15 protein-coding genes are annotated in these 20880 nt (G+C 62.0%); 9 read left to right on the top strand and 6 right to left on the bottom strand.

The genetic code is table 11. The annotated features are described in order from the left end of the window. Nucleotides 1-45: 45 nt before the first annotated feature. Complete coding sequence (locus tag Pan216_RS08175; RefSeq protein ID WP_419193400.1) at nt 46-2844, bottom strand: ATP-binding protein; 2799 nt, start codon at nt 2842-2844, stop codon at nt 46-48. Between the two features lie 378 nt (nt 2845-3222). Between Pan216_RS08175 and Pan216_RS08180 the strand changes: the two genes are divergently transcribed. Then, a complete protein-coding gene (locus Pan216_RS08180) occupies nt 3223-4968 on the top strand; it encodes an arylsulfatase (RefSeq protein WP_419193401.1) in 1746 nt (581 codons plus the stop codon). A gap of 197 nt (nt 4969-5165) precedes the next feature. Here the strand turns inward: Pan216_RS08180 and rpiB are convergent, their stop codons facing one another. Further along, nucleotides 5166-5630, bottom strand: a complete 465-nt coding sequence (rpiB, locus tag Pan216_RS08185; RefSeq protein WP_145257348.1) for a ribose 5-phosphate isomerase B — start codon at nt 5628-5630, stop codon at nt 5166-5168. 236 nt (nt 5631-5866) lie between these two features. On the opposite strand from rpiB, the gene Pan216_RS08190 reads away from it, so the two are divergent. The 5 genes from Pan216_RS08190 (at nt 5867) to Pan216_RS08210 (ending at nt 10598) form a co-directional block, all read left to right on the top strand. Beyond that, complete coding sequence (locus tag Pan216_RS08190; protein WP_145257351.1) at nt 5867-6454, top strand: ANTAR domain-containing response regulator; 588 nt, start codon at nt 5867-5869, stop codon at nt 6452-6454. Between the two features lie 119 nt (nt 6455-6573). After that, the gene (locus Pan216_RS08195) at nt 6574-7749 is read left to right on the top strand and encodes a protoglobin domain-containing protein (protein ID WP_145257353.1); all 1176 of its coding nucleotides are present in this window, start codon (nt 6574-6576) and stop codon (nt 7747-7749) included. Beyond that, nucleotides 7746-8513 carry a response regulator gene (locus tag Pan216_RS08200; protein ID WP_145257355.1) on the top strand — a complete coding sequence of 256 codons (768 nt, stop codon included), beginning with the start codon at nt 7746-7748 and terminating at the stop codon, nt 8511-8513. The genes Pan216_RS08195 and Pan216_RS08200 overlap by 4 nt, the downstream gene beginning before the upstream one ends. A 194-nt stretch (nt 8514-8707) precedes the next feature. Then, nucleotides 8708-10174, top strand: a complete 1467-nt coding sequence (locus tag Pan216_RS08205) for a hybrid sensor histidine kinase/response regulator (protein WP_145257358.1) — start codon at nt 8708-8710, stop codon at nt 10172-10174. Nucleotides 10175-10373: 199 nt separating this feature from the next. Next, on the top strand, nt 10374-10598 hold the full coding sequence (locus tag Pan216_RS08210; RefSeq protein ID WP_145257361.1) for a hypothetical protein: 225 nt from the start codon (nt 10374-10376) through the stop codon (nt 10596-10598). A gap of 640 nt (nt 10599-11238) precedes the next feature. Here the strand turns inward: Pan216_RS08210 and Pan216_RS08215 are convergent. After that, nucleotides 11239-11577 (bottom strand): four-helix bundle copper-binding protein, encoded by a 339-nt coding sequence (locus tag Pan216_RS08215; protein ID WP_145257363.1) that lies wholly within the window; start codon nt 11575-11577, stop codon nt 11239-11241. 360 nt (nt 11578-11937) lie between these two features. Continuing rightward, nucleotides 11938-12105 (bottom strand): hypothetical protein, encoded by a 168-nt coding sequence (locus Pan216_RS28110; protein WP_419193402.1) that lies wholly within the window; start codon nt 12103-12105, stop codon nt 11938-11940. Nucleotides 12106-12135: 30 nt separating this feature from the next. Between Pan216_RS28110 and Pan216_RS08220 the strand changes: the two genes are divergently transcribed. Then, nucleotides 12136-12429 carry a hypothetical protein gene (locus Pan216_RS08220; protein ID WP_145257366.1) on the top strand — a complete coding sequence of 98 codons (294 nt, stop codon included), beginning with the start codon at nt 12136-12138 and terminating at the stop codon, nt 12427-12429. 403 nt (nt 12430-12832) lie between these two features. On the opposite strand, the gene Pan216_RS08225 is transcribed toward Pan216_RS08220, so the two are convergent. Then, complete coding sequence (locus Pan216_RS08225) at nt 12833-15229, bottom strand: protein kinase domain-containing protein (RefSeq protein WP_419193403.1); 2397 nt, start codon at nt 15227-15229, stop codon at nt 12833-12835. Nucleotides 15230-15706: 477 nt separating this feature from the next. After that, nucleotides 15707-16204 carry a hypothetical protein gene (locus Pan216_RS08230; protein WP_145257371.1) on the bottom strand — a complete coding sequence of 166 codons (498 nt, stop codon included), beginning with the start codon at nt 16202-16204 and terminating at the stop codon, nt 15707-15709. A gap of 624 nt (nt 16205-16828) precedes the next feature. Here Pan216_RS08230 and Pan216_RS08235 point away from each other — a divergent pair. Then, nucleotides 16829-17485 carry a cytochrome c3 family protein gene (locus Pan216_RS08235; RefSeq protein ID WP_145257373.1) on the top strand — a complete coding sequence of 219 codons (657 nt, stop codon included), beginning with the start codon at nt 16829-16831 and terminating at the stop codon, nt 17483-17485. Further along, nucleotides 17482-20763: a TAT-variant-translocated molybdopterin oxidoreductase gene (locus Pan216_RS08240; protein WP_145257376.1), complete on the top strand. Its 3282-nt coding sequence runs from the start codon at nt 17482-17484 to the stop codon at nt 20761-20763. The genes Pan216_RS08235 and Pan216_RS08240 overlap by 4 nt, the downstream gene beginning before the upstream one ends. Nucleotides 20764-20880: the final 117 nt, after the last annotated feature.

Here is a 20880-nt window from a genome sequence, read left to right on the forward strand (position 1 = left end):
CATTGCCCAAGAGCCTATTGAGCGATCAACGAACCAATCCGATGGCTAAGGTTCGGCCATCTCGCGACGGGTGATCGACGCGCGGACGAGTTCGAGCAGACGAACCTTGTCGATCGGCTTGCTGGCATAGTCCGCACAGCCAACGCGAATGCAGCGCTCTCGCGCCCCTGCCATCGCATCGGCGGTCAGGGCGATGATCGGTCGCCCAAAACCTTTGGCTCGTAGCTTACGGGTCGCTTCATACCCATCCATGACCGGCATCTGCATGTCCATCAGCACGACATGGAATGGTTTGCCTTCGTGTTCGGCCGCCAACGCAAGTTCGTACGCGACTTTGCCGTTGGCGGCGATCGTCACCTCGCATCCGCGCCGCGCCAACAAGGAGCGAATCAGACGCTGATTGTCCTCGCCATCCTCGACGAGCAAGATGCGCGAGTCCTTCAACGTGGCGTCGGTGGCGGGCCGTTCGTCGGCGGCGGGCGTCGCGTCGGTTTGGGAGGCGCCGAGGGACATCGTGCCCATGCCGGTTCGGATGACGAGCGAGAAGGTGCTTCCCTTTCCGGGTTCGCTGGTGACGTTGATCGTCCCGCCTAGCCGCTTGGCGAGGTGCCTGGCGATCGAAAGGCCGAGACCGGTGCCGCCGAAGCGTCGCGTCGTGGAGGCGTCGGCTTGTCGGAACGGTTCGAAGAGCTGGTCGACCGTCTCCTGATTCATGCCGACGCCGGTGTCCGAGACGGTGATCTCGAGCTTTTCCGGATCTCCCGGGAAGAGTCGCATCGTGACCCGAACCTTGCCGCGTTCGGTGAACTTGATGGCGTTGCCGATCAGGTTGAGCAAGATCTGTCGGAGCCGGGTCGGGTCGCCCTCGATCTCCTCGGGAATCGGAGGCTCTTGGACGACTTCGAACTCGAGTCCTTTTTCCAGAGCTTTGACCCGCATCGAGGAGGCGACGTCATCGACGATCGCGATGGGGGAGAAACGAACGTTCTCCAGGAGGAGCTGACCGGCCTCGATCTTGGAGATGTCGAGGATGTCGTTGAGGATCGCCATGAGGTGCCGTCCATTCCTCATGATGGTCAGGATCGCCTCGTCGCGTTCTTCCTCGGAAGTGCTTCGGTCCAGCAGCAGTTCCGCGAAGCCGAGGATCGAGGTCATCGGCGTGCGGATCTCGTGGCTCATGTTGGCGAGGAACTCACTCTTGGCGCGGTTGGCCGTCTCGGCACTCTCCTTCGCGACGGCGAGGGCGGTCGAGGCTCGTTTGGTTTCGTCGATGTCGACATGAACGCCCGCCATCAACGAGGCGCGACCCGAACGCGACCATTCGACGGTCTCCCCCGACGTGAGGATCCACTTCCACGCCCCCTCTCCCGACTTTAGACGCATCTCCGTCCGGTAGGTCGAGAATTGCCCGTTGATCGATTTGGCGAGTATCCCTTCCACCCGCTCGATGTCCTCGGGGTGAACGAGCCGACGCCACATCTCGTAAGAGGCAGGCATCGCGACTGGGTCGTAGCCGATCATTTGGTACCAGCGGTCATCGAACGTCACCTCGTTCGTCTCGATGTTCCACGTCCACGTGCCGAGCTTGGCCGCGTCGAGTGCCATCTGAAGGCGATGTTCGCTCCGGCGGAGGGCCGCGGCGGCGGCGTTGCGCTGCGTCAACTCCAATTCCAGCGTCGTTTGGAGGGAGCGAAGTCGACGATTGGTTCGGAGCATGAAGTACATGAAAATCGTCAGTCCGATGAGGAAGAGCGGGGCGCTGACGTAAAAGGTCCAGGGAGACGCGAAGATGTTCTCCCCACCCACCGTTCGCTCGATCGGACGTTGTTGCGTGGTGGTGGAGGTGTCGATCGAGGTCTTCCGGCGGGGCAAGGTCGTGGTGGTCGAAAGGTCGACTCCTTCCCGCGTCGCCACATCGTCTTGCCAGCCCAGCAGCAGCCGGTCGACTTCGGCATGGTCGAGCGGCTCGATCCAGCCGGCGGCGACGCTCGATTTCAGATCTCCTGGGGGAGGTGTTTCGAGCAGCGCTTTCTCCACCGCGGCGACCAACTCCGGTGGCGTTCGAGGCATCGCGACCAGACTCAGTCCCGGGTAGAGACGCGTGCTCACGTTGAAGGGATAGTCTGGAAAGTTGCGTTCGCCGAGGATCCTCAACTGGTTCGCGCTGCCGGGTGCCCGGCGTTGAAACCGACGGAAAATCTCGGCTCGGACCGCCGCGGCATCGAGCTCACCACGGAGCACGGACTCGATCGCGCGGATCGCGGCCCCCTGTTCGACGCGAAACGACTCGAAGTCCCCGCGCGGTTCGACGCCTTGTTCGCGAATCTCGCGCAGCGGAACCTGCAACTCGACGAAGGTCTTGCCACTGGTGGCGAAGGTCGCTCCCTTGAGGTCCGCGAGCGACTTGATCCGTTCGTTGTCCCGACGGACGACGATCGTCGCGCCGACCCAGGGAGTCTTGTAGGGGCCAAAGACTCGGACCATCGTGGCGATCGGCCGGGTTCCGAGTCTCTTCTCCGCGCGGACGACGGCGCTGGGACCAAGGAGGGCGAAGTCGAGCTGGCCCTCCGCGCCCTGACGGATCGCCTCGTTCTCGGTGAGCATCACGCTGAGGAACTGCCGATCGGGGATCGCTTTTTGGAGATCGTTCGCCAGGAACTCCCACTCGTCGTCGGATTGAATCGAGCGCGGCGAGGAGGTCGCGATGCCGATCTTCACCGGAGGCGGAGCGGGCTGACGCTCTTGGTCTTCGTCTGCCCGGGAGGAGGTGCACGCCAGGAAGGTCAAGGCGACGACGAGAGTCGACCGCGCCGCGTGGCGAGCAGCGGAATGATCTGAGTCCATGGTCGGTTGCGACCCTACGCGAGTAGGAACCTGGTTCATCCGAGACGCGAGGCAGCAACGAGACGGATCGCTCCCCAGCATCCCGACCACTCAATTCCCATCATTCTATTAAGGTGAATGTCCTCGGGGGGGGAAACGTCGCGCGCCTCGGGAACTTTCTCGCACTGCAACCCGTTGTTCAACGAGCGCCGGCCAAATCAGCGGGGCGACGAATTCCCGTCTCTAACAAGCGACGATTCACGGCCGGCTATCAGCGATTGGCCATCTCCGTGGGCGCACCACTGGCAGGTTGTTGTTAAGCTACATGCTCCATGGGCCAGTGGTGGCGCGGAAGCGCAATGGAAGTACGAGGACAACTTACCGATGAGATTGCGGGCGATGCTAACGACACTTTGTCTCTTGGGGGGAATGGCCACGAGCCTTGCGGCGGCCGAGTCCGAGACCGCTCCCAACGTCATCCTGATCATGACCGACGATCAAGGGATCGGGGATTTTGGCGTGATGAACAATCCGGTCATCGAGACGCCGAACATCGATGCCCTCGCCAGAGACTCCGTGTCGTTCGACAACTTCTACGTCAGTCCGGTCTGCTCGCCGACGCGCGCGTGCCTGATGACGGGGAGGTACAACTACCGCACGCGCTGCATCGACACTTACTTAGGACGCTCGATGATGGACCCGGAGGAAGTCACCGTCGCCGAGGCCCTCTCCAAGGCGGGCTACGCGACCGGCATCTTCGGCAAGTGGCACCTGGGTGACTGTTACCCGATGCGGCCGAACGACCAGGGCTTCCAAGAGAGTCTCATCCACCGTGGCGGCGGTCTCGCCCAGCCGTCCGAGCCACGCGAGAACGATCGGCGCTACACCGATCCGATCCTCTTTCACAACGGCGAGGAAGTGAAGACCAAGGGCTACTGCACCGACGTCTACTTCGACGCCGCGATGAAGTTCATGAAGCGGGAGCATGATCAGCATCGTCCCTTCTTCGCTTACCTCGCGACCAACGCGCCTCACGGTCCCTTCCACGATGTGCCCGAGGACCTTCGCGAGCATTACGCCAAGAAGGACATGAATCAGATCGCGATCGCCAAACGCAAAGGCAAGGGGAGTCAAGCGGAGGCCGACAAGCTCGCGCGTATCGCGGCGATGATCACCAATGTCGACCAAAACGTCGGTCGCTTGATGAAGGAACTCGAGAACCTCGGGATCGCCGACAACACGATCGTGATCTACATGGTGGACAACGGACCGAATTCGCGCCGCTACGTCGGCGACTTGCGCGGCAACAAGGGGGGCGTGAACGAAGGCGGCATTCGCTCGCCCCTCTGGGTCCACTGGCCGGCGCGGCTCGAGGGTGGAACCGCTCGCGAGCAACTGGCCGCGCACATCGACATCATGCCGACCATTCTCGAGGCGTGCGGCGTGACTCCGTCGTCCGATCATCGAATGGATGGCCGAAGCCTTTTGCCGGTCCTGCTCGACAAGGACGCCGACTGGCCCGAGCGGACGATCGTCATCCAGTCCCATCGCGGGGACGAGCCGAAACGCTATCACCACTTCATGATTCGCGACGATCGTTGGAAACTCGTCCATCCGAGCGGCTTCGGGCGGGAGTCGTTCGCGGGAGATCCGAAGTTCGAACTCTACGACCTCGCCGATGATCCGGGCGAGAAGAGAAACCTCCACAAGCAGAAACCGCAGGTCGTCGCTCGGCTGAAGGAAGCCTACGACAAATGGTTCGACGATGTCTCCTCGACGCGCCCGGACAACTACGCCCCCCCGCGAATTCATGTCGGCTCCCCGAAGGAGAACCCGACCGTCCTGACCCGGCAGGACTGGCGTGGAGGAACGTGGGCGGCCAACTCGATCGGCCACTGGGAGCTCTACGTGGAGAAGCCCGGATCGTACGATGTCACGCTGCTCTTCGATCCGAGCGATCAGCCGGAGACCGCCACGGTGACGATCGGCGACGACACGCGCGAGGCCACCGTCAAACCGGGGCAGCGCACGTGCGTGATCCGCGACGTCCTCTTTCCGGGGGGCAAGGCCCAGCTCGAAGCGGTCCTACGCGGCGGCAAGGAGGCTCGTGGCGTCTATCAAGCGAGTGTCGAGCGGGGAGCGTAGAGGCCGAACGATCGTTTGGGTTTGGTGTCGAGGAAACCCAACCGCGTGGTCACTGGCTGACAAGGAATCTGTGGCAGCCTCGCGAGAGTTTGGCGAATCAAGGGCGTGTCCCGCATGCCCACCGCAAGCGTGTCCCGGATGCCCACCGCAAGCGTGGGCAGGCACCCAAGACAGTGTCGTGGGAATCGAACGCAACCCTACGCGTCGGTCTTTTGGAAACGCTGTTCGATCTCGTGGACCTTGGCGAGTCGGCGGACGTGGCGTTCCTCGTTGGTGAACTCGGCGTTGACGAAGGCGTGGATGATCTCCAGCGCCGGTTCGCGGCCGATGATGCGGGCGCCCAGGCACAGGACGTTCATGTTGTCGTGCTCGACGCCTTGGTGAGCCGAGTAGCCGTCGTGGCAAATGCTGGCGCGGATGCCGGGGAACTTGTTGCACGCGACCGAGACGCCGACACCGCTGCCGCAGACGACGACCGCCTTGGGGGCGTCGCCTCGCAAGAGCGCCTCGCAGGCGACGATGGCGAAGTCGGGATAGTCGTCGCCGGGCTGGGGATCGTGCGTGCCGAGATCGATGACTTCGTGACCGCGCTTGCGCAGATACTCGACCGCGATTTCCTTGAGCGGAAACCCTGCGTGATCGGCCGCCATCACGATCTTCATCCCTAGCTCCCGTCGTGCGTCTTTTCTGGCTCGTGCATTCCCAATGGGTCTCGATTGGCTTATCATTTCACGGAAAGAGCGACCACTGACAGGTGCTCCGATCCGCCCACCGGAACCCTCTTCTCCCTTTCGCTCACCGCTGGGAGGCGGCGAGTTGCCGCTCTAGTACCGATGATCTACCATTTGAGCGAAAACGGTTCGCCCTGCGCGCGAGTCACTAGAATACTGGGTCGTCGATGTTGCGGATCGTAGTCGCCGATGACGAGCCCGAGATGCGGGCTTACTTCGAAGAGATCCTGCCTCATTTGGGCTACGATCTCGTCGCCGCCGCCGCCAACGGAAAGCAGATGGTCGACTGTTGCGATCGATTCGATCCCGATTTGGTGATCGCCGATATCAAGATGCCCGACATGGACGGGATCGAGGCGGTGACCAAGGTCTGTCGCCGTCGGCCGTTGCCGGTCATCCTGATTTCGGCCTATCACGATGCCGAGACCGTCGCCCGCGCCGAGTCCGACTTCGTGTTGGCCTATCTCGTCAAACCGATCAAACAGGCCGATCTGCAGACCACGATCCCGATCGCGATGCGCCGATTCAGCGAGCTTCGGGCCCTCAACGACGAGGCCGCGAACCTGCGCCAGGCGCTGCGCGACCGAAAGATCATCGAGCGAGCCAAGGGGATCGTCATGAAGCTCGACGGCGTTGGCGAGCAGGACGCGTTTCGCACCATGCAGAAGATCGCCAGTAGCCGAAACAAACGGTTGATCGAGGTCGCCGAAGCGATCATCGCCACCACCCAAGTGGTGCCCGATCGCGGTACGTGAACGATCCGGTCTCGAGACGAGACAAGAACTCTGGGCCGATGCTCCACCATCGTCGCCACGCCGGGAGGGGAACTCCACGCGGCGATCATGGGGAGAAGGGGTGACTTCGGAGGGGCGCCGTGACGGTTTCTCGGGAATGGCTTCGCTATGACGAACTGCGCCGCTATGTCGGCTGGACGGACGAGGATGCCGAGCGTGTCCATTCACTCAAGCCGCTGCTCCGCGCGAGACTCCCCGAACTGATCGACGACTTCTACGCCACGATCGAGCGCGAGCCGAAGGTCGCCAGCGTCATCGTGGGAGGCCAGGAACAAATTCAGCGACTTCGCGTCAGTCTGCTCGGCTGGCTCGAACAACTCCTCTCCGGCGACTACGGGGAGGACTACGTTCGTCGTCGGCGCCGCGTCGGTGCCCGACACGTCGAGATCGGACTCGATCAGGTCTACACCAACGTGGCGCTCTCGAGGCTCCGCGCCGGGCTGATGCGGATGCTCGAACAAGAGTGGGCGGGCGACCTCGAGGCGAAACGCCAAGCGATCCGCTCGCTGAACATGCTGATCGACCTCGACGTGACGATCATCGAGGACGCCTATCAGGACGCCTTCGTGGCGCGGCTCCAGGAGCAGGAACGCATGGCGACGATCGGTCAGGTTGCCGGTGGCGTCGCCCACGAGTTGCGCAATCCGCTCAACGTGGTCGGGACCTCCGCCTACTACCTGCTCAACGCCAAGAGCGTCACGCCCGAAAAGTACGTGGAGCACCTGTTGCGTATCGAGCGACAAGTCCGAACGGCCGATCGGGTGATCACGGCGTTGGCGGACTTCGCCAGGACGCCGATGCCCACCAAAGTTCCCTTCTGTCTTCGCGCCTGCATCGACGAGATCCTTGCCCAGGAGTCGCTGCCCCCGACGATCGATGTCCGGGTCGACTGTGCCGACGCACTGCCCAGGGCGATTGGAGACAAGGCGCAGATAGGCATTGCGATCGCCAACATCATCCGCAACGCGGGCGAGTCGATGGAGTCGGGTGGCTTGTTGCATCTCGAAGCCCGCGCCGAGCCCAACGCGATCCGGCTTTCGGTGAGCGATACGGGAACCGGCGTCGAACCGGTCGATCTCGAGCGGATCACCGAGCCCCTCTACTCGACGAAGGCCCGCGGCATAGGACTCGGACTGGCGCTGACCAAGTTGTTGCTCAATCGCAACGAGGGATCGCTGTCCGTCGAGAGCACCCCGGGGAAGGGTACCACCATGACCATTCGCGTGCCGCGAGTGCCAAAAGGGGACGAGTCATGACGAGTGCGGCCGCCCGAATTCTCGTGGTCGACGACGACCGAGATGCTTGCGAGAACCTCCGCGACATCTTGACGGAGTTCGACCACGAAGTCGACGTTTGCCACGATGGGCAGAGTGCCCTTTGCCGTGCGGGATCGCGACCGTTCGACATCGCCTTGATCGATCTGCTCATGCCGGGAATGGACGGGCTGACCTTCTGGCGACTCCTTAAGCAGGATCATCGTTCCACCGTCGCCTTGCTCCTGACAGCCCACGCGAGCGACAAGACAAGAACCGAGGCGCGGCGTGTCGGCATCGACCGAGTCGTGCTCAAACCGATTAGATCGTCCGCTCTTGTCCAGTTGCTGGAGGAAGTACTCGATCGTCCGCTCGTGCTCGTGGTGGACGACGATGAGGATACGTGTGAGTCGCTCTGGGACGTGCTCGCCGACCAGGGGTACCGCGCCTGCTGGGCGTGTGATGCTCAAAGGGCCATCGAGATGGTTCAGAGCCATCCGTTTCGCGTCATCTTGATCGACTACAAGTTGGGACAAGAGGACAACGGAAGGGTTGTTCGCTCGTTTCGTCAGGACCGGCCCGAGGCGCGAACGATCCTCATTTCCTCCGATCCAATGACGCGGGATTGCCTTCCGGAGGAGGCCCAAAAAGTTGGGGTCGACGTCATCCATCCCAAACCGTTGGACATGGAGCAACTTCTCGACACGGTCCGTGCGTTCTCGCGATCGGAACGTAACGGCATGCCGTTTCCCGAGTGTTCCCCATGACGTTGCCCGTCTCGTGCGTTGGTACCGACTTCTTGGTGGCGGATGACGCGGGCCAGGATTCAGCATGGAGTGTTCTCGGGAAGAGTGCTTCCGGGATGATCGCTCGGCGCAGGCGTGGACATGGCCCCCAAGAGTCTTTCCGTCAATCAATGAACCAATCAGGACACTAGCGGGATACCAAGGGAAGCTCACGCGTGACCGACTCGAAACAACGTCGCATCCTGGTGATCGACGATGACGAGGACACCCGCGAGGTGTTGCAAGACTTGCTCGAACTCGACGGCTATTTCGTCGCGAGCGCCCCCACCGCGGCCGAAGCCCTGCGGATCGCCACCGCAAACGAGCAGTTCGCGATCCTTCTCGACCGTCGACTTCCCGATGGGAACGCCGAGGAACTTCTACCCCGCCTCAAGGAGGTCGCTCCCGCCGCGGCGATCATCATCGTGACCGGGTACGCGGACCTCGGCGGAGCGCTGCAGGCGCTTCGTTTGGGGACCGACGATTACATCATCAAGCCGGTCAATCCCGAAGCGCTTCGGGCGAGTCTGCGCCGGATCGCGAGCCGGCAAGAGGCCGAAGAGGCGCTGCGCGAGAGCGATGCCCGGTTCCGCTCGGCCTTCGATCACGCTCCCATCGGCATGGCGCTGGTCGCCCTCGATGGGCGGCTCCTCCAGGTGAACCGCTCACTGGCGGCGTGCTTGGGCTACGCGCAAGACGAACTTGTCGACCGCGAACTCGTCGCGTTGACGGCTCCGGAAGATGCCGCCGCGGTCGAGTCGGCACTCGTGGGGTTCTCCCATGGCGAGGGGGAACGCCGGCGCATGCAGTGCCGAATGCTGGACCGGCGTGGGCAAGTCGTGTGGACGTTGTTCAATGCCTCGCTCGTCCTCGACGCGGCCAATCGACCGAGCTATTGCGTGGTGCAGATTCAGGACATCACTCCGCAGCGCCGCGCCGAGCAGCAATTGCTGCAGTCGGCACGCTTGGCCGCCATCGGCGAGATGGTGACCGGCTTGGCTCACGAGAGCCGCAATGCGCTGCAGCGTAGCCAAGCCAGCTTGGAACGTCTGTCGCTTCGTTTGCATGGACAGACCGAGTCGCTCGACCTCGTGGCGCGGATTCAGAACGCCCAGGATCACCTGCACCGGCTCTACGAGGAGGTGCGGCACTACGCGGCACCGATCCAGTTGGACTACCGCCGCGAGCGGCCGGATGAACTCTTGGATCGCGTGTGGGAGGATCTCGACGGACACTGGCGCGGGCGAACGGCATCCCTGCGGCATGACCGCACCGCCGTCGGTGGCGTCGTTCCCGAGCTAGACGTCGACCGTCACCGACTCCAACAGGTCTTTCGCAACGTTGTGGAGAACTCCCTCACGGCCGGCGCCGATCCGCTCGTGATTCAAGCGACGTGGTCCCGTGGCAGCATAGGTGGTCGGCCCGCGTTGGAGATCCGTCTGCGCGACAATGGACCTGGTTTGCCGACGCCCGTGGCCGAGCGCATTTTTGAACCATTCTTCACGACGAAGACACAGGGGACGGGGCTGGGCATGGCGATCGCACGGCGGATCGTGGAGACCCACTCGGGCACGATCGACGTCGGAGAAACAGGGCACGTCGGCGCCGAGATCGTGATCCGAATGCCACTTGAGAAAGAGTAGTTCATCCCCTCGACGGGACTTGGCTCGTTAATGAGAAGTCCTCACTTGCTGATCGCTGGAAACGGTGGTAGAAAAAAGGTAGGGGAATGTTGGGAACCGGGTTAGCACATCATTCGCGCAGGTTAGGGGCTGGCTCGTGCGCGAACGCTGACTTGGAAACTCCTCACGGCTGTTCAGCCATCTGGTGAAGGAGCAGAGGATGCTTCACGAACATCAACTTGTCGAATCTCTCTACCTTCAATACGTCCGTCGTGAGTTGGAGAAGGACGCGTTGTTGTTGCAACTTCATGGCGCCTTTCTCGATGGCGCGATTGATGAGGAAGAGTGGAACGACGGCATGCATCGCGTGACCGGTTTCTGCGGATCGCATCGCGCCGCGGAGACGCACTGCGAAACTTATGTCGAACAGTGGGCCATCGCTTGACCGGCTGTCAATCGAATCGCTTTGGTATCGATTGATGACCTGCGTGGTTGATGCCCACCAACCCGAGAGAGCGTCAACGTCGATCGGTCTTCGCTGGTCGTTCGACATTGACGCGATTTCGTCGCCTACCGTTTCCTTGTCACGAACTTAGCAACTCTGATTGATTGGCTCGTTGCCCAAGAGACTCTTTGGCGCCTTGCCCACGCTGGCCGAGGGCAGGCGGGAAACGTTTTCTATTGGGTTCTCTCCCCACGATCTGATGGCCGAGTGTTCATGAAACGAACTTGCCAACTAAGACATTAGGCTCCGTCAAGACCTGATTTTCGGGTGCCACTGGCCGCTTGTCAGCCAGTGAGAACGAGTTGTTTCACCGTCAACTTGAACTTGGACGCTTGACAGTGCACTCGCAGGCCGTTGATTCCTTTGCTGCCGGCTACGAACGATCCGTTTGGCTAATTTCGGCGTTTCTTCACCAGGATCTCGGTCGTGATCTCTCGTTCCCGTGTCAGTCCGCTCGAACGAACGTGCTGGCTGCTGAAGCTGACGAAGAAAGACAGACCGAACGGGAGGACGATCTCCATTCGGTCTGCTTCAAGACCTGGTTCTTCGTTGACCATACTGGCCTATTTGCCATCAACTCCTACACGGTCGCGCCGGCCATCTCGCGGCATTTCTCGGCACATTGACCACAGGCATTCGCGCAGCGTTTGCAATGCTCCGTCTGATGTTGACCACAGATCGACGCACACTTTTCGCAGATCTCCACACAGAGTCGACAGATCGATTCGCTGAACTGTGACCCTCGACTCATGAAGGCCGCCGCGTCCCAGCAAATCGCCGCGCAGTCTCGATCGGTTCGAATACAGTCGGTCATCCTAGCGACCTCCTTCTCCGTCAGGCACGCGTCCGCGCAATGCTCGCACTCCTGAGCGCATTTGACGCACGCATCAATGCAGGCCGCGAAATGTTCGTGAGACATCTGTTCCCTCCTCGAGTGAAGACCCACTTGACCTGTGATTGGTACCGGAAACCAATCACCATCCGACGCGGGCGCACCTATGCAAGTGCCGTTCCGGTTGGCAAGCCGTTTGCAACACCACGTCGATTGAGATACTCGAACGTTTCGTTCCCGAAGCGCGGCCACGAGGAGTAGAAACGGCGTCCACGCTTCCCGATTATCTGAGCGGCTCCTGCCGAGAGTTGACTCCGATGACCCTGGAGGGAAGTGACCTTCAACCCCTGAAGGGGATGGGCGGGAAAGACGTGTTCGAGGGGGAGAATGGAGCGGGTAATCGCGGGGCGAGGTGATGGAATGAATGAAGAGCGATTGCGTATCTACCTAGATGACCATCTGGCGTTGATTGTCGGTGAAATGGAGTTGATCGGGCGCTGCCAGCGAAGCAATCAACGCTACGAACTCGGCCAGTTCCTCGGCCGACTCATGGGCGAGGTGAACACCCAGAAGACATTGGTGGAAGACATCCGAAGTAGCCTCGGACGCGACCACGGCGTTTCGAGATCCTTGAAACAAGGAGCGATGTGGTTCGCCGAGAAGCTTGGACGATTCAAGCCGAATGATTCGCTGTTGGAATACTCCGATCTCAGCCGTTTGGTCGAGTTGGAAGGTTTGATGGCGGCGAACTTGGAGCGGATTGCACTGTGGATGTCGCTCGACTCCGTGATTGGAGATAACGAGCGTTTCGAGACGATTGCCATTCCTTCAATGCTCAAGCAGTCACAGGAGCAACTCGAAGAGCTTAAGGTATTTCATCGTTCGGCCGTTCAACGAGCCTTCTCGGGACAGTCAAGCGAATCCCGCCTTGGCGGTTGAGTCGCGAGACCGTCTCCGGCGGTCGGTTTGGGCGCTGTTGGCCGAAGCGTGTGACAACGAACGCGGGGGGGCGGCCCCCATCAGGTCCGCTTGCGGCACGTTGATCTATTTGCTGCCGGCTGCGAACGGCCCTTTTGGCTGATCCTTGAGTCGACGAAACTCGACGAATCGACGGATTCGCCTGCGTTTCTTCTCCTCGATTTCGGCCAACTGGCTCGTTCTCGCCTTGGTCCGCTTGAGTCAACGGACTGCTAGTGTCCTGATTGGTTAATTCATTGACCAAAAGTCGCTTGGGCGCCATGTCCCACGCTCGCCGTGGGCATGCGGAAAACGCCTATGATTGGGCAATCCTCCGCACAATCTCAGGGCCGAGATTTCATGAACGAACTCGCCCATCAGGACACTAGAGGGAGTGGAAGTTCGATGGCGAACGAATCGGCATCACCACGCGGACCCGAGATTCTTTGAGATCGACGATCTCGGGGGTTGTTAGCTCATGCCCCTCGGCTCCGAAGTGGATCTCGAGGACCGGCGCGTCCCACGATTCGGGGTTCGTCCGAATGACTCGGCCGGCGCGATCGTCGCTGAGAACGACCCAGCTCCCCAGCGGCATCAGGGAGACGACTTGAAGGAAGGACCGAACCGAGATTTGGTCGAAGACTCCCTCGTTCGTCTGACGCAGCAAATACTCGACGACCGAGTAGGGAAGCATCGCTCGCCGGAAGGGGCGACTTGAGATGAGGGCGAGATAGCTGTCGGCGACGGCCAAGATGCGGGCGTAGGGATGGATCTCGCCGAGGGTCTTGCCGCGCGGGTAGCCACTGCCATCGCCCCGCTCGTGAACTTGGTAGCACGCCAAGCGGACCGAACGCGGCAACTGGAAGAGGTGCAGCACGTCGGCGGTGTGTTGGATGTGTCGCATCACGTCCTGGTATTCCTGCTGGCGCAGCCTCCGAGGGAGCTGGGTCAGCTTCGCGGGGATCTCGCGCATGCCGATGTCGTGGAAGAGTCCCGAGAGGCCGATGAGCACGACATTGCTCTCGTCGTAGCCGAGATCGGCGGCCATCGCCATGCCGAGCGTCGCCATGCTGAGGGAATGGCGAAGGAGGTACTTCTCCTCCGCCGGTCTCGAGGCGATCGAGATCGCGACGTCGACGTCGACCGTCAGCATCCGCATCAGGTTCTTGATGATCGTGGTTGCTTGAGCGAGCACCCCCTTGCGTTGATCCTCGGCGCAGTGAACGTTCCCCATGATTCGATTGAGTTGAGCGAGCGACTCCTCGAAGACACGCTCGCAGTCGGCGACGACACTCTTCTCGTAGGGGGCGGCCCCGTGGGAGCGACAGCGGTCGCGGAAGGCTTGTCCCCCGTGGATGATCTCGGAGACGCGGGTGCGTTGGATCTCCCGATCAAGTCGTTGGGTGGCGATCGACGCCGAATCAAGCGTCTCGGGGGCGAGGCAGGTGTTGAACGACTCGGCGTAGTGGGGGCCGAGCAGTTTCACGCAGTCGCTTTCGCGGACCCAGACCGTTTCGACTTTCTGGCCGTTGAGTTCTCGCAGGAGCCGCGGACTGATCGGGTAGCCGGCCTCGAGCAGTCGTCTGCCGCCGAGATCCTCGAGAGGGAACTCAAGCGTGTCGCACAGGGGCAGCTCGCTGATCGAGATGGCGCGGAGGCCGTCGGCGATTGCTCGCTTGTCGGCCCTCGACGGGGCGCGTGAGGGTTGGGGAGTCGGGGCGTGGGGGCTCGTCGTGGGGCGGGCCGCCGACTCGGTGGCTTGGCTACCTGATGTTTCCATCGCTTGCCGCAAGGCGTCGATCACCTCGACCACGTTCTCGTAGCGTTGGGTCCGGTTTCGCTTGGTCATCTTCGCGAGCACGGCGTGAATCGAGGAGGGAAGCCGATCGTGTTTGGGAAGAACGACGTCTGCGTTCTCGATCAGCTTGTCGATGAGCGATTCGCCCGGGAACGGGACCTTGCCGGTGACGAGATGATAGAGCGTGGTGCCGAGACTGTAGATGTCGGCGCGCTGGTCGGTCGAGTCGAACTGGCGGGCTTGCTCGGGAGCCATGTAGTCGACGGTGCCGGCGACGCCGAGAGCCTGGGGGCCGGCGGAGGATCGCTTCGCGCGTCGGGCCGCGTCGGACTCCAGTCGCGCGAGGCCCATGTCGAGGATCTTGATGGTGCCGTCGCTGGCGAGCAAGAGGTTCGACGGCTTGATGTCTCGATGAACCACGCCCTTCGCGTGGGCGTACCCGAGCCCCTCGGCCGCTTGAATGATATGGCTGACCGCCTCGGCGACGGGCAGGGGGCCGCGCTGGTCGAGCAGTCGAGCCAGGTCGATTCCCTCGACGTACTCCATGACGAGATAGTGCAGTCCCTTGTCCTGGCTGGCGTCGTAGGCGGTGACGATGTTGGGGTGTATCAAGCGGGCCGCCGCGACGACCTCCATCTCGAAGCGTCGGACCATGTCGGGGGAGGAACTGACGTGCAGCGGCAGGATCTTCAGAGCGACTTCGCGGTCCATCCGGCGATGACGGGCCCGGTAGATGACGCCCATGCCCCCGGAACCGAGTTGCCCCTCGATGACGTATTCGCCCAGCGAAAGCCCGCGCAGGTCTCCCTGCTGGACGCGAATCTCCTCGTGATCGGTATCGTTGGTGAATTCGACCGAGGTGGGAGCCTCGGGGTCGATCGTCTCCCTGGTATTGGCGTGGGTGTCGCCTTGCTCGGGGGGGACGATGAGCGTTTCGGCCACGTGGCGCGCGAGGATCGGCTTTTCCTTGGACTCGGTCGACATCCGTATTCTTTCCGTCTCTCGATCTGTGTCCCTTGATCGCCGCGGACCCTCGTCATCATCCCGCCGAGGGTATCTCTCTCGGTCGCGCCGCATCGGCACGTTCGCCCCTTCTCGCTCGGCCGACGCGAGAAGCCGTTCAGAGTTGCTGCAATCGCTTCCGAAGTATAGGTCACGACAGGATGAAAAAGTCTGCTAAATCGTAGGGGATATCTCCTCGACTGTGGAGGCCCTCGCTACAGCACTGGCGGAGTCACTGGAAGAGGGCGTTTTGAACCCTGTCCATCGGTACCACCGAGTTGCCCGGCGGGCTCGATGCGCCGTTGGACGCACCGAGTCGGGTCATCGCAACCCGTGTTCGGGAATGAAGTTGCTCGCCGTCGACAACGCGGCACTCGCACAGGGGGCATCAGTTTCCCGGCCCTCGACCGGTCAGCAAATTCTCCTGTTGATGAAGTTTGGTTCTCTATCTCCTTGCAATCACACGACTAAGTCCAGCATCGGCCGTTCGTCGGAATCGGAGTCGGACCGCTTAGGCTCCTCCTGGTTCGCTCGCTCGTCGGAGGAGTCGTCGTTCGCCTCCTCTCGCTTCGGGAACTCCGGGGTATACTCACCCATCGCGTCGCGAAGAATCCGCATCAGCTCGTCGCGCGTAACTTCTTTCCCCGAGAGGATTTCATCGAAGACCTCTCGGAGCCGGCGACGTCGTTCGTCCTGGTCGACCCGGCGATGCAGCAGTCCCGCGATCGAAGAGTGAATCAGCGTCGCGAAGACAAACTGAAGCGAGTCCGGACGCGACGCGAGACTGACGAACGCCATCTGGTACATTTCGACGAGATGGGAATCCAATCGAGCCAGGAAAGCGACATTTCGTCCGTGATCGGCGAGCGTCGACGAGAACCCCGATTCGCCGCTGACTGGGCGTACCGCGCTCGATCCGAGTAGGGTGCTGGCGTTGAGTCCGTCGAGACTGCTCATGGACGATGCCGTCGAGTGGCGTAAGTGAATCGAGGGGAAGGGGTTACCCAACCCTCACCACACAATGGTAACAGATCGGCCCACGAAAAAGAAAGGGACACCTCGCGTCGAGATGGGCGATGGGGCCGAATGGATCGTCCCACGCCGAATTTGAACCAGAATGGACGACTTTTGCGCCCTTTTTGCCCCGCGCCGAACCCCATTTGCCCCCAAAACGATCAAAAAAGCGTCCAAACAGGACCAATACTCGACGCGCGACGAGCCCCGCCGTCTCACCGGGGAACTTCCTCCTTGGGCCGATCTTCTTTCGCGTCAATTCCTGAAATCGCTTCGGGCGCGCCTAGCATTGGGTCGAGGAGTCGAGACCGCCGCCCACGGGCGAACGTCCGCTTCCAAGGCTCGCCGGTTCCGAGATTTTTTCTTCCCCGTCTTGCGACCGCCGACTCGTTGCCTTTGTCGCCTTCACCCGTGGTTCAACAAACCGCGCCGCGCCGTCCTCGGCGCCGAACGGGGGAGGCTGACAATGCGTTGTCCCTTGGTCGCGTCGCGACAACTTATACGATGCCCTTGAGCACGCTCCCGAGGGGCGAGTTTGACTGTCGAGGAATGAGGTAGGAAAGGCTCATGCCGAGTCTTTTGAGCGAGAAAACCGATCGAGAATTACGCCTTCAGGTCGGCCTGGCCGGCGTCCTTTTCGTCGCGCTGGCCATTGGGGTGATCTGGTACTACTTCACCCCCAAATACGCACGGGTCGGGTATCGGCCGGAGCAGCCCGTTCCCTTCTCCCACGAGATTCACGCGGGCCAGTTGGGGCTCTCCTGCCTCTACTGCCACACCCATGTCGATGACTCGGTCTTCGCCAACGTTCCCGCGACGCAGACCTGCATGAACTGCCACGCCAAGATCCAAGCCAACAGTCCGCTCTTGGCCGAGGTCCGGGCCAGCTACGAGAGCGGTCGTCCCGTGCGGTGGAAGAAGATCCATCAGCTCCCCGACTATGCCTACTTCAACCATGCCGTCCACGTGCAGCGGGGCGTCAGTTGCATCTCGTGTCATGGCAAGGTCAACCAGATGAAGGTCGTCTTCCACGCCGAGTCGCTCAGCATGAGCTGGTGCCTCGACTGCCATCGTAATCCGACGCCCAACCTTCGGCCCCCGAGCGAGGTGACCAATCTCGATTGGCAACCGCCCGAGGGCAAGACCGCGGCCCAAGTTGGCCTGGAGATCCAGGAGCGTCTGCTAATCAATCCTCCGGAGACGTGTCAGGCGTGTCACCGATGACGCACGATTCTCGACTTCCCGTGATTGACCTTCCCACCGAGGCGACCGCCACGACGGGACGCGACTACTGGCGCAGTCTCGACGATTTGGCCGAGACGCCCGAGTTCCAGGAGTTTCTGCGCCGCGAGTTCCCGACTCAAGCCGTCGAGGTCGAACGCGGCGCCGTGCCGCGCCGCCGGTTCGTGCAATTGATGGCCGCGTCGTTCGGGCTCGCGGGAATGGCGACCGGCTGCCGACGTCCCGAGATCGAGATTCTTCCCTACGCGAAGATGCCCGAGACCGTCGTACCGGGATTGCCGACTTTCTACGCTTCGAGCATTCCCGGAACGTTCGTCCAAGCCCCGGTGTTGGTGGAGAGCCATCAGGGACGCCCCACCAAGATCGAGGGGAACCCGAAACATCCCGCGAGCCTTGGCGCGACGGACGCCTTCACCCAAGCCGCGGTCCTCGATCTTTACGATCCCGATCGCTCGCGCGACGTTCTTCGCGACGGCGCGGTCTCGAGCTGGCAAGAGTTCGACGACTTTCTCGCGAAGCGATCGGCGAAGCTCCTCGAGAACCAAGGCGAAGGGTTGCGGATCCTGAGCGACCGGCGGCGGAGCCCGAGCTTGGACCTGGTGCGGCAGCGCCTGCTCGAGAAAGCCCCGAAGGCGCGCTGGCATCGCTACGAGACCTTGGAGGACGAGGACGCGCTCGAGGCGAGTGAAGTCCTCTTCGGCAAGCCGTTGCGACCTCGCCACGACCTGGCGGCCGCTGACGTCATCCTCGCGCTCGATGTCGATTTCCTCGGCGTCGATTCCGAAGCGGTGACCAATGTCCGGCAGTTCACCTCGCGGCGCCGTCCCGAGAACACCACGGAAACCGACGACCAGCACCACGATGCTGGGACCGACGACCAGCACCATGATGCTGGGACCGACGACCAGCACCATGACGCTGGGACCGACGACCAGCACCACGATGCCAAGTCGATGAATCGCCTCTACGTCGTCGAGAACACGTTCACGGCGACCGGAAGCATGGCCGACCATCGCCTGCGCCTGCCTGCGGGCCAGATCATTCACTACGTCATGGCGCTCGCCAACGAACTCGATGCCTGGGACATCGTCGGCATCGACCGTCTGTGGGGACGCGAACAGGTCGAGGCGAAGCCCCTTCCGACCGACTGGGTCAAGGAGGTTGCCGCGGATCTTCGGGCCCACGAGGGACACTCGCTAGTCATCACCGGGCGACGTCAACCGGCAAGCGTCCATGCCTTGGTCAATCTGCTCAATCTCGCTCTTGGCAACGTCGGCAAGACGGTGACGTTCATTGACGCGCCGAAGGCCGACGAGGGAAGCCTTGCGGAGTTGGTCGGTGATATCAAGTCGAAGAAGGTCGACACGCTGGTCATGCTCGGCGGCAATCCCGCCTACGACGCGCCGGTCGATCTCGACTTCAAGGAAGCACTTTCGCTCGTTCCCAACTCCATTCGGTTGGGCGTCTCGGTCAACGAGACCTCCGCCGGCTGCTCTTGGCATCTTCCCGAGGCCCACTGGCTCGAGGCGTGGGGCGATTCCGAGTCGCCCGATGGGACCTACGCTCCCGTGCAACCGCTGATCGCTCCGCTCTTTGATGGACGGACGCCGCTCGAGATCGTGGCTCGCCTCGCGGGCGACAAGCGATCGCTCTCCTACGACCTCGTCCGGGAGGCCTTCAAGGCGCGAACCGGCGAGGGAGGCGACAAGGCATTCCGTCGGTTCCTCCACGAAGGCGTCTGGGAAGGGACCGCGGCGAAACCGATCACGCCAAGACTCTCCAGCAACGCCGCGGTCATGGTCACGACGTTGCTACGATCGGACCGCCGTCGTCTCTCGGGAGGCTACGAGCTCTCCTTCCATGGCGATTCCTCGGTCCTTGACGGCCGCTTCGCCAACAACGGCTGGTTGCAAGAAGCTCCCGATCCGATGACCAAGCTGACGTGGGACAACGCGGCGCTGGTCAGTCCCCAGACGGCGCGGGAATTGGGAGTTCGTACCGGCGATGTCGTCGAGTTGACACTCGACGGACGCGTGACCGAAGCGCCCGTCTTTTTGCTTCCCGGACAAGCGGATGGTTCGGTCTCGGTCGCCTTGGGCTATGGCCGACGCCGTGCGGGACGTGTCGGTGACGGTGTCGGTTTTGATGCCTACCCGCTGCGTACCAGCACCGAACCCTATTTCGCCGGTGGCCTTGAGATCAAGCGAACCGGCAAACGCTACGCGTTCGCGACGACCCAAGATCACGGCAGCATGGAAGGGCGTGACCTGGTTCGCGAGACGATCGTTGGCGCCGAGAGCGACCATGACTCGCACGAGATGGAGCATCACGACGACCACGCCGGCGAGGAGAAGGCGGCGGTCGATCACCGTCACGATCACGAGCACGCTCAAGGACATGGATCGGGCCACGAGGCCGCCGACCCGCTGAACATCGTCACCCCACCGGCGCTCGATGGCGATCATCAGTGGGGGATGGTGGTCAACCTCAGCGCCTGCGTCGGCTGCAATGCCTGTGTCATCGCGTGCCAGAGCGAGAACAACGTGCCGATCGTCGGTAAAGAACAGATTGCCGTCGGCCGCGAGATGCACTGGCTTCGCATCGACCGCTACTTCAAAGGCGAGCCGGACGAGCCGGAGGTCGTTCACCAACCGGTGGCGTGCATGCACTGCGAGAACGCCCCCTGCGAGATCGTCTGCCCCGTCAACGCCACGGTCCACAGTCCCGAGGGGCTAAACCTCCAGGTCTACAATCGCTGCATCGGTACCCGCTACTGCGGCAACAACTGTCCCTACAAGGTCCGCCGCTTCAACTGGTTCGACTTCAACGAGAGGCCGCTCAACGAACTCTATCTGGGTCCCCTCGGCGATTCGGGGATGCCCGAGACCGAGAAGATGGGCAAGAACCCGGACGTCACGGTTCGCATGCGAGGCGTGATGGAGAAGTGCACCTACTGCGTGCAGCGGATCGAAAAGGCCAAGTCGGGAGCGAAGCTCTCCGGGCAACCGCTCAAGGATGGCATGGTGACGCCCGCTTGTGGTCAGGCGTGTGCGGCCGACGCGATCGTCTTCGGCGATCTCTCCGATCCCGAAAGCCGTATCTCGAAGCTTCGTGAGGATCCGAGCCACTACGGACTGCTCGAGGAGATCAACACGCGTCCCCGGACGACGTACCTCGCTCGGGCCCGCAACCCCAATACGGCGCTGCTTCGCAGCGAGAGAGGAGAGGGGAGTGAGGAGAAAGGTGAAGGAGAGAAGTAAAGTGGGCCTCGTCCCATCTAGGAGAGGTTGACAAAGGACAGAGTAGGGTGGGGCTTGACCCACCAGGTGGCATTCAGTGTCCCCATTTGTCCACGGAAGACATTGCTCTAGTTCTCC

The sequence above is a fragment of the Kolteria novifilia genome (assembly GCA_007748055.1).
Lineage (GTDB): Bacteria > Planctomycetota > Planctomycetia > Kolteriales > Kolteriaceae > Kolteria > Kolteria novifilia.

Excerpts from the sequence above, each read along its gene's own strand:
- Pan216_RS08240 (WP_145257376.1), top strand. The coding sequence starts at position 17,482 with ATGACGCACGATTCTCGACTTCCCGTGATTGACCTTCCCACCGAGGCG.
- Pan216_RS08235 (WP_145257373.1), top strand. The coding sequence starts at position 16,829 with ATGCCGAGTCTTTTGAGCGAGAAAACCGATCGAGAATTACGCCTTCAG.
- Pan216_RS08190 (WP_145257351.1), top strand. The coding sequence starts at position 5,867 with ATGTTGCGGATCGTAGTCGCCGATGACGAGCCCGAGATGCGGGCTTAC.
- Pan216_RS08215 (WP_145257363.1), bottom strand. The coding sequence starts at position 11,577 with ATGTCTCACGAACATTTCGCGGCCTGCATTGATGCGTGCGTCAAATGC.
- Pan216_RS08210 (WP_145257361.1), top strand. The coding sequence starts at position 10,374 with ATGCTTCACGAACATCAACTTGTCGAATCTCTCTACCTTCAATACGTC.
- rpiB (WP_145257348.1), bottom strand. The coding sequence starts at position 5,630 with ATGAAGATCGTGATGGCGGCCGATCACGCAGGGTTTCCGCTCAAGGAA.
- Pan216_RS08175 (WP_419193400.1), bottom strand. The coding sequence starts at position 2,844 with ATGGACTCAGATCATTCCGCTGCTCGCCACGCGGCGCGGTCGACTCTC.
- Pan216_RS08220 (WP_145257366.1), top strand. The coding sequence starts at position 12,136 with ATGTGGTTCGCCGAGAAGCTTGGACGATTCAAGCCGAATGATTCGCTG.
- Pan216_RS08230 (WP_145257371.1), bottom strand. The coding sequence starts at position 16,204 with ATGAGCAGTCTCGACGGACTCAACGCCAGCACCCTACTCGGATCGAGC.
- Pan216_RS08225 (WP_419193403.1), bottom strand. The coding sequence starts at position 15,229 with ATGTCGACCGAGTCCAAGGAAAAGCCGATCCTCGCGCGCCACGTGGCC.
- Pan216_RS08180 (WP_419193401.1), top strand. The coding sequence starts at position 3,223 with ATGCTAACGACACTTTGTCTCTTGGGGGGAATGGCCACGAGCCTTGCG.
- Pan216_RS08200 (WP_145257355.1), top strand. The coding sequence starts at position 7,746 with ATGACGAGTGCGGCCGCCCGAATTCTCGTGGTCGACGACGACCGAGAT.